We start from the raw sequence: 12730 nt of genomic DNA on the forward strand, positions 1-12730 counted from the left end.
GCACGGCGTTTACTGACCGCGGCAGGACGAGCGTCTGCGCCAATTTTCGAGGCGCCGGGCTGTCGCGGCAACCGGGTCCACTCCCCCCGGGCTTCATGCCGGTCGTGGCGCCCACAGCCAAGATCGCTGGCGCCGCCACCCTGCACAGCCTGCACTTGTTGGATAAAGGGGGCCATCTCGTTCACGGCCCCGTGTTCCGGGGCCGTGATTGCCGTCACGCCAGGCATGGCGTGCGGCACGGCGTTACGGGTCAGAACACGTAGTTCGCCGACATCCGGAAGCTGCGGCCCGGATCATACCAGGCCCGCCCCATGTCGCCAGGGGTCTGCTGGTACACCTGCCGCGTCACGGTACGCGTCAGGTTGCTGACGTTGAAGCTGGCCGTAATGTGGTCGCTGAAGCGGTAGTTGATGCCGCCGTCCCACTGACCCACAGGCATCTGCCAGACCGGAAGCCCGTAGCCCGCATCATGCGGCGCGTTGCCGTTGGCGTCGACGCGCTGCGGATCCGCGCTGGTACCATTGCTGCCGCTGGTGCCATAGACACCGGTCGCCTGCAGGGTACGGTCACGCCAGGAATACGCCAGGCGCGCCGACAGCGGGCCGTGGTCGTACATGAACATGAAGTTGAAGGCGCGCTTCGACAGGTACGGCACCGGCAGATCCTTGTACGGGATACCGTTCGTGTCGCAACCATACAGCGCCGCGGCACCGACCAGCGAGCCGGACGGGCAGAAATTCGCCGGGTTCGGGTGATACAGTTGCTGCTTGCTGTCGATGTACGTGAAGTTCGAGGACACGCCGAAACCCTTCACCCAGTCAGGCAGTTTCTCGCTCAAGCTGCCCAGGTGATCGAAGTAGGTGCTGCCCGCCAGCTCGATACCCTTCACCCAGGCCTTGGCCGCATTGGCCGGTCCGGTGACCGTGAACTCCTGGTCCGTGCCGGCCAGATCCTTGAAGGTCCTGGTATAGGATTCCTGCATGACGATGTCCTTGACCTGCTTGTAGAAGAACGCGGAGGTCAGGGATTGTCCCGGATGCGGATACCATTCCAGCGTCACGTCGAAATTGTTCGCCTTCAGCGGCTTCAGTTTCACGTTGCCGGAGTTACTGCCGGTATATTCGATGTTGGTGATCGCCTTGTTGTTGTTGGGGTCGGTGACGACCTTCTGGCTCAGGGTAATGTACTCCTGCAGCTGATCGAAGCCAGGACGGTAAATGCCGCGGGACAGCGCGATCCGCGACTGCAGCTTGTCCGTCAGGCGCGCCTTCAGGTTCAGGCTCGGAATCACGTCGACATGGCTGGACGTGAGATCGAGCGGCGTATTGATCTCTCCGAAGCGGGGAATGTTCGGATTGTCGTTCACGCTGTATTTCGGCTGGAAGACCGTGTAGCCATGCGCCACCGTCTTGGTCCTGACCACGCGTACGCCCGCCACACCCTCCACCGGATATTTCCAGTCGTCGAAGCCGAAGCGCAGGTTGCCGTACACGCTCTGGGTGCCTTCGTTGTGCTTGCTGACGTGCTGCGGATCGTTGTCGTAGCCCGCCGGCTTCCAATCCTTGGCGTACGTCGTGCAATCGGTGTTGCCGCCCTTGTACTTGTTGGCATCCTCGCAGTTATATTTCAGAGCGAGCAACAAGTTCTGGTACGCGGCCGGATCCTTGACCATCGCCACGGTGGGCACCACGAACGTCGGCGGTGCGGAAATCCTGCCATTGAAGAAGTTGGCGAACGCGTAGCCCTCGACGCTGCCCAGGGCCGCGTATTTCGGGTCGCTCAAGTAACCGAAGTTAGGGCGCTGCCAGTCCCAGCTCTGCAACGTCGGCAGTTGCCCCGGTACCGTGGTCTGCGCCACGCCCCATTCCTCGCTATACGATTTCCAACCCGTTCCGGCATTCTTGTCTTTGCGCGAAGAACGTTCCGTCACCCGTACGCCAAAGCGGACGTCGCGCAGCACCGGGTGGTCGAAACTGTATTTGGCATCCGCTTTCCACGCATACAGGTCCGCCTTGGCCCTGTTGACCTCAGGCTGCGAAATGCCCCAGAAGTAGTTCTTGGGATCGGCCAGGAATGCGGTCGTCTTGTCGTCGAACTGGAACACGGGCGTCTTGCCGGAGACGTCGACGGTTTCGCTCGGCAAATAGCTGCCGAGGTTCAGCATGCCGTAACTGGCGGAGTTGGTGGCATGCACCCACTGCAGGTCGTTCTGGAACGACCAGCTCTCATTGAGCCGCCACTTGAGGTTCCAGGCCAGCTCGCGCGTGCGTCCATGCACATTGCTGAAATTGCGCGTAGTGCCCATCGCGATGCCGCCGTCCACGAACTGGTTCAAGCCCAGGCCGAACGGATAGTTGATCGTGCCCGACTGGAACACGCCTCTGCCGTCGAATTTGGCGTCGGTATAGACGGCCTTGTAGGGATCGGCAGGCCCCATGAAGGTGTTGATGTTATTGTTCAGCTGATGGAAACCGGAATCGAAATACGTCAGCGACGTTTCCACGTTGGCGTTCTTCCACTGTAACGCCCCATAGAAGCCCACGCGCTTCGTATCCTCCTCGTTGCGGCCCCAGCTCACGCCGCCCGGCACCCATACCGTCTGGTCCTTGACGATATCGTTCCGCGGGAAGTAGTTGTTCTGGTTGATGCTGTCGTAGTTGCCTTTGGATCGGGTGGTGGACAAATCCACCAGCGCGCCAAATTCACCCATCGAGGTTTTCCAGCGGTTGGAGTACAGGCCGGAGAAGCTCGGCGTCTTGGACTTGCCCATTTCGGCGTAATTGCCCGACGCGCTCAGCGCACCATACTGGCCAGGGGCATCGAACGGCAACCGCGTGCGCAGGTTGATCTGGCCGCTGACGCCGCCTTCGATCAGGTCGGCGGACGGATTCTTGTAGACCTCCACGCCCGCCATCAGTTCCGGCGGCACGTCGCCCCAGCTCAATTCACGTCCGGGCCAGCCGGCCGAGAACGATTCGCGGCCATTCAGGGTGGAAGAACCCCAGGAAAGGCCGCGAATCTGGACGCCCGAGCCTTCCACGTTGAATTCCAGGCCATTCGCGGCAAGGGAAGCACCCGTACGCGACTGGTTACGGTCCATCGTGACGCCCACGACCCGCTGTAGCACTTCGGTGATCGATTTGTCCGGCAGCTTGCCGGCCTCGTCGGCCACGACGGCATCGACGATCTGCTCGGCGTCGCGCTTGATCGCCGTCGCGGTTTCCAATTGCTTGCGCTGGCCGGTCACCACGACGGTGGTCGTACTATCCTTCGAATCCTCTGCGGACGTCGATGGCGTCGTCTGCGCTTGCGCAGCGTTGCCGCACAACAGCGCGAACTGCGCCGCGGCTACCGCCAGCGCCGTCATCTTGATCGGTTTGCTCACGATCTTCGTCTCAATTCTTGTCATTATCTGTATCCTCTTGTATATGCCTTTATTGTCACCGCGCCGTACGGTGACCATAAATATCAGTCCGTTATCACTGGAAGTAGACGGGGCCGGTCAGCTTGAACTGGCTGACGTACTTCGACGACGCATTCGCCACCTGTCCGTTCGGCTGCACCGCGGAGAACCTCAGCTCGACGACCGGCTGGGTCTGCACCAGGACCGCGACGTCCGGCGCACTCATGCCGCACGCCTGGCTGAACGTGAAGTTGTCCTTGAAACCGAGGCGGTAGTCCGTGGCGGCAGCGGCGGTTGGCTGCACCGTGGACTGCAGAGCCAATCGGCATACGGTTCCGTCCGTCTTCTTGAAGGGCGCGAGGAACATTTCGACTTTGACCTGGTTATTTGCCGAGCCGAACCATTCGGCGTTTTCCGCCAGATTGAAATGCAGCGCGGTCTGGATGTCGAGCCGCGCGCCCTTGGGCGAAGCGGGGTCGGGCGTAAGGAAAGGGTCGTCCTTGACCGTGGCTCTGTACACGCTGTCCGTATTCGCAACATCGTTGTCGACAATGCCGGTGGCGAACAGCTGCAAGGACGCCTTGTAATACTCCGATGCCTGCGGAGCCTTATCGAACGTCGAGGTAAAGGTGAAGCTCTTGCCGTCGCTGGAAACGGCACGATCGCAACTGTCGCACCACCATTGGTTGCCCGCGTGGCCGATCAGGCCTTCGACGGTGTGATCGGTGTCCTTGTAACCGGAAAGGAAATTCACCATGGCCGGCTTTTCGGTGCCGATCGGAATGCTCTTCGACATCGCCTTCGCCATCGCCTTGCCCAACGTTGTTTCATCCGTCAGCAACGCCGGCATGAAGTAGTCATTGCCCTCCTGCTCGGCGGTGACGATGCACATCCCGTTGGCGAGCTTGGTCATCGTGTTCCCGCTGACCGAGCAGATGCTGGGCGTCGTGCTCGAAAACCTGGGCGGAAGACCCGAGGTAAAGGTGGCGGTCAACTGCACCGGCGTCGAATCGAGGGGCTGCCAACCCGGATTGATGAACGAGCTGATCATCTGCGGGTTCTTGGGAACCACGAACGTCTGGCGTTTCGAGACCGGAGCGAAACCGTCTGCACCGGGCTGGGTCGCGATCACCGAGCACTCACCCAGTTTCAGCAGCGTCAGCTGATCCCCGCTGACGCTGCAAGTGTCCGGCGTGGCCGAACTGTAGGTCACGGTCCCGCCGGAACTCGCCGTCGCCTTCAGCGTGGTGTGCGCCGAATTGGGTGGCACACCGATCGTCGCTTGACCCAGGAACGGCATCTGGAAGTCGATGGTTTGCTCTTTGGCGCCGTCGGTGCCGCCGCCACCGCCGCCGCAACCGCTCAGCAGTGCGATGCAGCCAAGCGCGATCGCTGACACTTGGAATTTCATCCCTTGTCCCCTCATGGTGGTGTCCTTTTCTGATGTGTTTATCTAATTGCATATCGCGTCCCGGCTGCACCGATGACGCGTCAAGACGCGTCCAGGCCCGCTCGCTGATTTGCGGCGGGTCGATCGTCTTGTTTCAAGCGTTGGTTCGCGGTGGCACCTGCCACGGCCGCTTCTTGCGAAATGCTCCCGCCACGCTCCGTCCATGTCTGGATGGACGCAGCTGGGCGATGGCAAGGGCGAGTTCGACAGTAGGAAGACCGGGCAGGAGGCGCGGGTGGCGTAAACCCTTGCGGACCAACCAGGTGTTATGGTGAGCCCAGCAACGATCGGCAGCAATTACGACAATCATCAAAACCACGAGGAAATCCCGCAATGCGTGGTTCGCGCGTGGCCGATTGCACGGGAGTGCTTAACAACGCGACTCCGGCAGGCCGCGGCGACACGGACGGACGCCGCGTGAAGGGTCAGTACCGGTGTCGTCGGCCGGGATTGGCGCCGGTCCCGTCGACGCGGCTGCCATGATGATGGAATGTTGTGGCGAAGTGCATCCGGGGATGGATGCGGCCGGTGAGTGCTTCTGCCCGGTCAGCCGAACAGCTTGTTGGCCGTCTTCGCCACGAGCTCGCCCTGGTGGCGCGCGCCGTCGAGCTCATTGGCGCTCGGCTGGCGCTGGCCCTGGCCGCCCGCGATCGTGCTGGCGCCGTACGGGCTGCAGCCGGTGATCTCGTCCAGCGTCATCTGGCCCGCGAAGCTGTACGGCAGGCCGACGACCACCATCCCGAAGTGCAGCAGGTTCGTGATGATCGAGAACAGCGTCGTTTCCTGGCCGCCGTGCTGGGTCGCCGTCGACGTGAATGCGGCGCCGACCTTGCCGTGCAATGCGCCCTTCGCCCACAATCCGCCCGTCTGGTCCAGGAACGCGGCCATCTGCGACGGCATGCGGCCGTAGCGCGTGGGCGCGCCTATCACGATGGCGTCGTAGTCGGGCAGTTCGTTCACGGTCGCGATCGGGGCCGGCTGGTCCAGCTTGAAATGGCCGTTGCGGGCGACGTCGTCCGGCACCGTCTCGGGCACCCGCTTCACGTCCACGGTCGCGCCCGCCGCGCGCGCCCCTTCCGCCAGCGCGTTCGCCATCTGTTCGATGTGTCCATACGTCGAGTAATACAGCACCAGTACCTTCGCCATGGCCGTTCCTTTCCCGTCATCCCGGCGCCACCGGCGGCGCCCTGCCTCGCTTGCCCGATTGGCAACGATCCGCACATGCTACCCCATCATGCACTCTTCCGGCGTCCGTATTAATGCAAGTACAATGGTGCCCTGATGAAAGCCCGCCACTACCTGATCCTCATGGCCGTCGCCATCCTTGTGCCGGTCACCGTCATCGCCGGCGCGGGCCTGTCCATGCTCCTCGACTGGGAGCGCGAATCGCGCATCCGCAGCGTCGAGTCGAATGCGCGCGCCACCGCGCTGCTCGTCGACCGCGAGGTCGCGGCCGCCCAGGCGGCGCTGCGCGCCCTCGGCAATTCCGACGCCATACGCCGCGGCGATTTCGCCGAAATCCACCGCGAGGCGGCCGCGATGAACGCATCCACGCCGTGGACGTGGACCCTGTTGATCGACTACGACGGCAGCCCGCTCCTGAATACCCTCGCGCCGTACGGCACGACACTGCCGGGCCGTGCAGGCCCCTGGGTCGCGCAGGCGTGGGACAGCCGGGAGCCGCACGTGTCCGGCTACTTCGTCGGCGCCCTGTCGCGCAAGCCGACCGTCTCCGTCGACGTGCCCGTGCCGCGCACCGCCGGCGGGCGCTGGGTGCTGAGCCAGATCTTCGACGCCGGCCATTTCGCCACCGCGTTCGCGGACAAGGGCATCGGGCCGGACTGGGTCGTCGGAATCATCGACCGCGACGGCGTCTCGATCGCGCGCAACGTCAACGACACGCTCGTCGGCACCAAGGCGCGGCCCGAACTGATCGCGGCGGCCCGCGCCGCGAAAAGCGGCATGGCGCGCCACCAGACGCGCGACGGGATCGAGGTCTACGATATCTTCACGCACAGCGACGCCACCGGCTGGACCATCGCGATCGGCGTTCCCGTCGCCGAGATCGAGAAGGCGGCGCGGGCCGCGACCTTGTACGCGGGCCTCGCGCTGCTCGCGCTGATGGGACTCGCATTCGGCATCGCGTCGTTCCTCGCCCAGCGCCTGAGCGTGGCGCTCGACCGCGCGCGCCGCACCGCCGAGGCCTTGCCGCTGGGCGCGCCCGCCCGGCCCGCGCCGACCCGGGTGCACGAAGTCGACGTGCTGCAGGACGCGCTGTACCACACGAGCGAAAACCTGGCACGCGAGCGCGCCGCGCGCGCGGCGCGCGAATCGGAACGCGCAGCGCTGCTCCAGAGCGAACGCGATGCGCGCCGCCTGGCCGAAACGCAGAGCGCCGCCAAGGACAACTTCCTCGCCATGCTGGGCCACGAACTGCGCAATCCGCTGGCCGCCATCGCGGGCGCGCTGAAGGTGCTCGACATGCCGGCCGCGAACGCGCAGATGACGGCCCACGCGCGCGAGATCGGCCGGCGCCAGACGCGCCACCTGACCCGCATCGTCGACGACCTGCTCGACGTGCGCCGCATCCTGTCCGGCAAGGTGGAACTGAGAAAGACGCCTATCGACGCGGGCGCGCTGCTGCTGCACTGCTGCGCGACGCGGCAGGTGGTGGACGCGGGCGTGCACGCGTGGACCGTGTCCGTGCCGGCGCTGTGGGTCGACGGCGATGCCACGCGGCTCGAACAGGTGTTCGACAACCTCCTGCACAACGCGATCAAGTACACGCCGGCCGGCGGCGCGATCGCCGTGCGCGGCCATGCCGAGGATGGCGTCGCCGTGTTCGAGGTGAGCGACACCGGCATCGGGATCGAGCCGGCCACGTTGCCGCTGATCTTCGAGGCGCTCGTGCAGGGCCCCGTCGGCATCGACCGCGCGCAGGGCGGCCTCGGTCTCGGTCTCGCCCTCGTGCGCGAACTGGCGGCGCTGCACGGCGGCGGCGTGACGGCCGCGAGCGGCGGCGACGGTCAGGGCAGCACGTTCACCCTGCGCCTGCCGCTGGCGGCCGCACCCGCGCGCGCGGCGGATCCCGAACCGGACGCCGCGGCCAGCGCCGCGTGAACGGCGCCTACGCGCACACGGGTTCGTCCTGCAGGCGGTATGGCGACCCGCGGGCCCAGTCCAGCAGCAGCGCGGCCGGCATCGGCGCGGCGACGAAATAACCCTGGGCCTCGTCGCAACCGAGGGTGTGCAGCGCATCCCAGATGCGCGCATTGCTGACGCCTTCCGCGACGACGCCCATGCCGAGATCGTGCGCCAGGTGCACGGTGGATTTCACGATCGAGGCGGCACGCCGGTCCTCGATCATCTGCATCGTGAAACCGTGGTCGATCTTGATGACGTCGACGGGCAGGCGGCTCAGGTAGCTCAGCGACGAATATCCCGTGCCGAAATCGTCGATGTACAGCCGGAAGCCCATCGCCGACAGGCGTTCCAGCTCGGCGATGCTCTCCGCCGGGTTCTGCATCAGGCTGCTCTCCGTCATCTCCAGCCCGATCAGGCCCGCGCACGAGCCATGCCGTTCCAGCAGCTCGCGCAGGTGCTCGGACAGCGACAGCGCGGCGATGTCGCGCGCGGACAGGTTCACGGCGATCGGGAGGCGCACGCCCTGCGTGCGCCATGCCTCGCTCTGGGCGACGGCGCTGGCCAGCATGTGCTGCGTGAGCACGTGGATCAGGTCCGTGGATTCGATCAGCGGCATGAACGTCTCCGGACCGATGCAGCCCTTCTCCGGATGGACCCAGCGCACGAGGGCTTCCGCGCCGACGATCTCGCGGCCATCCATCGTCACCTTCGGCTGGCAAAAGAGCTGGATCTGGCCGGCCTCGATGGCCGCGCGGAAGTCGCCGATCAGCGACAGGCGGTCGGGCGTGTGCGGGTCGTCCTCGGCCGCGTAGACGGCGACGTTGCGCCCGAGGTGCGCGGCCTGGTACAGCGCGATGTCGGCTTTCCTCAGCAGCGTGTGGTAGTCGAGGCCTTGCAGCGGCGCGAGCGCGATGCCGACGCGCGCGCCGATCTCGTACGAGATGCCGGCGACCGCGAACGGGGCCTCCAGCGCGCGGTGGATGTGCTGGGCCCAGCGCCGCGCTTCTTCCTCGTCGGCGCCGTCCAGCACGATCGGAAAGCGCGCATCGCAACGCGCCACGACGCCGGCCTGGCCGACGACGGCCGCGAGGCGGTCGGCCACGAGCGCGAGCAGCACGTCGCCGTACAGGTGCGTGAGCGCGTAGTTCACGTCGCGGAAGCGCACCAGGTCGACGATCAGGCACGCCAGCCGCGCCGGGCCGCGTCCCCGGCCCGCGCCGCGGCGCAGCTGGATCAACCGGTCGTCGACCTCGTTCTCGAACCGGTTCATGTTCGGCAGGCCCGTCACCGTGTCGTAGTATGCGAGGCGGCGCACGTTTTCCTCGGCGCGGCGGCGCTCCGTGACGTCCTGCACGAGGCCCAGCATCTTGACGACGCGGCCCGTCGCGTCGCGCCGGACCTCGGCCACGGAATGCAGCCAGCGGACCTCGCCGTCCGGCCGGATCAGGCGGAACTCGACGTCGTACTTGTAATCGGGGTCGAGCAGCGCCCGCTCGCGCGCGCGCTCCGCCATGGGCCGGTCGTCCGGGTGGATGCGGGCGTAGATCTCCGCCGTCGACACGGGCCTCTCGTCCGGGCGGAAGCCCATGATCCGGTAACCTTCCGGCGACGACGTCACGTGCGAATCGCTGGCCGCGTCCCAGATCCAGTTGCCGATCAGCGCGAGCGCCTGCGCGCGCAGCAACTCGTCCTGCGTGTCGCGCAGCTGGACTTCGGCTTCGACGTGGCGCGTCACGTCCTGCAGGACGACGAGCACGGCGTCGCGTCCGCCGTATTCGATGGCGCAACGCTGCAGGATGGCGTGGTGGATCTCGCCGCGCGCGCCCGCGATGTGGCGCACGTGCGAATGCAGGCGGCAGGTATCCGGACGCAGGGCATCGGCGTCGTCCGCATCGCGCGCGTACAGCTCGGGCAAATGCATGCCCAGCAACCTGTCGCGGGTAAAGCCGAGCAGGACCAGCGTCGCGTCGTTGGCGTCGAGGATTTCCTGCGACACGGGGTCGCAGACCAGCATGGACAGCTGCGTCCCGTCGAACAGGGGCCGGCACCATGCGCTCGCATCCGCGCGCGGGGACTGTGCAGCCATGGCTTTCCTTTCCAGTCGATGAGGGACCACAATCCAGTATAACGCAATCATCGATAACAAAATGTCATCAAAGACCTGTCAAGATAGACAGGTAGCCCGCTTTTAGGCCATCCTCCAGAATGGCCCGCCCCGCTTTTTCCACCCCTCTCAGATGGAGCACACATGACGAACAACGTACGCTGGGGGATCCTCGGCACCGGCCGGATCGCCCGCGATTTCGCCACGGCCCTGCGCGACACGCCGGGCGCCACGCTCGCCGCCGTCGCCTCGCGCGACCCCGCGACGGCCGCCGGATTCGCGGACGAATTCCATATTCCCCTGCGTCTGAAAGGCTACGACAGCCTCGCCGCCTGCGCCGACGTGGACCTCGTCTACATCGGCACGCCGCACGCCATGCATGCCGAGAACGCGCTGTCGATGCTCGCCGGCGGCAAGGGTGTGCTGTGCGAAAAACCGTTCGCGCTGAACCGCGCGCAGGCCGGGCAGGTCGTCGCCCTCGCGCGCAGTCGCAAGGTATTCCTGATGGAAGCCATGTGGACGCGCTTCATGCCCGCGCTGGACGAAGTCAAACGCATCCTCGCCTCCGGCGTGCTGGGCGAGGTGTCGCAGGCCAGCGCCGATTTCGGCTTCGTCGCGTCGGGCGGTCCGGAAGCGCGCCTGTTCAATCCGGCCCTCGGCGGCGGCGCGCTGCTCGACGTCGGCATCTATCCGCTGTCGATCACGGCCTACCTGCTCGGCGCCGTGGAATCCGTGCGCGCCCAGGCGGAACTGGGGCCGACCGGCGTCGACCTGCAAACCGTGTTCACCCTGCGCCACGCGGGCGGCGCGCTGTCCACGTGCGCCTGCTCGCTGAAGGCGCGCACGCCGGGTCTCCTCACATTGTCCGGCCGCCACGGCCAGCTGCGCCTGGACGCGCCGTTCCACCGTCCGCCCACCCTCACCCTCATGCTGGCCGGCGAGCCGGCGCGCATCATCCCGACGCCGTATCTCGGCAACGGCTACGTGCACGAGGCGATCGAGGCGCAGCGCTGCTGGACCGGAGGCCTGATCGAAAGCCCGGCCATGACGCACGAGCAGACCCTGCACCTGATGGGCGTGCTGGACGAGATCCGTGCCCAGACCGGCGTGAAGTATCCGGGCGATTGACATGACTCCCGGCGCGCGGCATACTCGCCGGTGTTAGCGCTATCAATACAATGACTGGAGACACAGATGGCCGCATTCCTTCATCCCGCCGGAGCAGTCCGATGACGGCCGCCCTGCCCCGGGCCGCCGCCGCAGTCACACCCGCGGCGGCGGCGCCGCTGCCCTGGCGCGAAAAGCTGGCCTACGGCGTGGCCGACATGGGTTTCAATTTTTACTGGACCAATGTCGCCACCTTCCTGCTGATCTTCTACACGGACACGTTCGGGATCTCGGCCGCCGCGGCCGCGACGATGATGTCGACGATTAAGATCATCAACGCGTTCACCGACCCGATGATCGGCGCCGCCGCCGACCGCACGGACAGCCGCTTCGGCAAGTTCCGTCCGTGGCTCGTGTGGATGTGCGTCCCGCTGGCCGGCGCCGCCGTCCTCACGTACACGACGCCCGGCCTGGAAGGCGACGCCAAGCTCGCGTGGGCCTACGGGACGTACCTGCTGATGATGGTCTGCTACACCTGCGTGAACATCCCATACAACGCGCTGTCCGGCGTGATGTCGGCCGATCCGCAGCAGCGCTCGACCATCAACGGCCTGCGTTTCATCTTCGCGTTCGCCGGCAGCACGCTCGTGACGGCCGCGACGCCCGACCTCGTGCGCTGGCTCGGCGCCGGCAACGACCAGCGCGGCTGGCAGCTGACGATGCTGCTGTGGGGCGTCGCCGCGTCGCTGCTGTTCGTGCTCACCTTCTTCAATACGCGCGAGCGCATCGCGCCGCCGCCGGGCCAGAAGAACGCCGTGTGGCGCGACGTGCGCGACCTCGCGGGCAACCGGCCGTGGGTGGTGCTGTTCTTCCTCGCCCTGATCATCATGGTGACGATCACGCTGCGCACCGCCAGCGCCGCCTATTACTTCAAATACGTCGTCGAGCGCCCGGACCTGATGCGCACCTTCGTGCCGACCTACATGGTGACGGCCGCGATCGGCGCAGCCCTCACGCCGCTGCTCACCCGCTTCATCGACAAGAAGACCCTGATGATCGTGCTGATGAGCGCGACCGCCGTACTGTCCGCCGCGTTCTACGTCGTGCCGCCGGACCAGGTGTGGCTGATGTTCTTGCTGCAGGGCGCGATGGGTCTCGTGCTGGGGCCGAAGTCGCCGCTGGCGTTCTCGATGTATGCCGATACGGCCGACTACAACGAGTGGCGCACGGGCCGCCGCGCCACCGCCATGACGTTCGCCGCCGCCACGTTCTCGCAAAAGCTGGGCACGGCGGTCGCCGTCGCCGTGATCGGGTCCGTGTTCACGGCGCTCGGCTACGTCCCCAACGCCGTGCAGGCCACCGGGTCGCGCGAAGGGATCGTGTGGCTTATGTCCTTCATCCCGGCGGCGTTCGCCGTCGCCGCCGTCGCCGTGATGTGCTTCTATAACCTGAATGCCAGGCAGCTCGCGGCAATCCAGGCCGACCTGGCCGCCCGCAAACCGCTCATCGAATAAACAACGCG

Annotated in this window: 7 protein-coding genes; 3 read left to right on the forward strand and 4 right to left on the reverse strand. The window is 65.9% G+C overall.

Annotated elements, in window-relative coordinates:
- Positions 1–250: 250 nt before the first annotated feature.
- The 3 genes from ACEN98_RS31745 to wrbA all read right to left on the reverse strand — a co-directional run bounded on the left by ACEN98_RS31745 (position 251) and on the right by wrbA (position 5999).
- The gene (locus ACEN98_RS31745) at positions 251–3409 is read right to left on the reverse strand and encodes a TonB-dependent receptor (RefSeq protein WP_413388815.1); all 3159 of its coding nucleotides are present in this window, start codon (positions 3407–3409) and stop codon (positions 251–253) included.
- A 70-nt stretch (positions 3410–3479) separates the two neighbouring features.
- Entirely contained in the window at positions 3480–4814 is a 1335-nt protein-coding gene (locus ACEN98_RS31750; protein ID WP_413388816.1) for a hypothetical protein, read from the reverse strand.
- 585 nt (positions 4815–5399) lie between these two features.
- Positions 5400–5999, reverse strand: a complete 600-nt coding sequence (gene wrbA / locus ACEN98_RS31755; protein WP_413342548.1) for an NAD(P)H:quinone oxidoreductase — start codon at positions 5997–5999, stop codon at positions 5400–5402.
- A 135-nt stretch (positions 6000–6134) separates the two neighbouring features.
- On the opposite strand from wrbA, the gene ACEN98_RS31760 reads away from it, so the two are divergent.
- Positions 6135–7973 (forward strand): ATP-binding protein, encoded by a 1839-nt coding sequence (locus ACEN98_RS31760; RefSeq protein WP_413388817.1) that lies wholly within the window; start codon positions 6135–6137, stop codon positions 7971–7973.
- A gap of 7 nt (positions 7974–7980) precedes the next feature.
- Here ACEN98_RS31760 and ACEN98_RS31765 read toward each other — a convergent pair whose 3' ends face one another.
- Positions 7981–10083 (reverse strand): putative bifunctional diguanylate cyclase/phosphodiesterase, encoded by a 2103-nt coding sequence (locus ACEN98_RS31765; protein ID WP_413388818.1) that lies wholly within the window; start codon positions 10081–10083, stop codon positions 7981–7983.
- A gap of 162 nt (positions 10084–10245) precedes the next feature.
- On the opposite strand from ACEN98_RS31765, the gene ACEN98_RS31770 reads away from it, so the two are divergent.
- A complete protein-coding gene (locus ACEN98_RS31770; protein WP_413388819.1) occupies positions 10246–11229 on the forward strand; it encodes a Gfo/Idh/MocA family protein in 984 nt (327 codons plus the stop codon).
- 101 nt (positions 11230–11330) lie between these two features.
- Positions 11331–12722, forward strand: a complete 1392-nt coding sequence (locus tag ACEN98_RS31775; protein WP_413388820.1) for an MFS transporter — start codon at positions 11331–11333, stop codon at positions 12720–12722.
- Positions 12723–12730 lie beyond the last annotated feature (8 nt).

The organism is Massilia sp. CT11-137, assembly GCF_047302885.1.
GTDB classification, from domain to species: domain Bacteria; phylum Pseudomonadota; class Gammaproteobacteria; order Burkholderiales; family Burkholderiaceae_D; genus Telluria; species Telluria orientalis.

Bases quoted from the DNA above. Each gene is read 5' to 3' on its own strand.
- ACEN98_RS31745 (WP_413388815.1), bottom strand. From the start codon at position 3,409: ATGACAAGAATTGAGACGAAGATCGTGAGCAAACCGATCAAGATGACG.
- ACEN98_RS31750 (WP_413388816.1), bottom strand. From the start codon at position 4,814: ATGAAATTCCAAGTGTCAGCGATCGCGCTTGGCTGCATCGCACTGCTG.
- wrbA (WP_413342548.1), bottom strand. From the start codon at position 5,999: ATGGCGAAGGTACTGGTGCTGTATTACTCGACGTATGGACACATCGAA.
- ACEN98_RS31760 (WP_413388817.1), top strand. From the start codon at position 6,135: ATGAAAGCCCGCCACTACCTGATCCTCATGGCCGTCGCCATCCTTGTG.
- ACEN98_RS31765 (WP_413388818.1), bottom strand. From the start codon at position 10,083: ATGGCTGCACAGTCCCCGCGCGCGGATGCGAGCGCATGGTGCCGGCCC.
- ACEN98_RS31770 (WP_413388819.1), top strand. From the start codon at position 10,246: ATGACGAACAACGTACGCTGGGGGATCCTCGGCACCGGCCGGATCGCC.
- ACEN98_RS31775 (WP_413388820.1), top strand. From the start codon at position 11,331: ATGACGGCCGCCCTGCCCCGGGCCGCCGCCGCAGTCACACCCGCGGCG.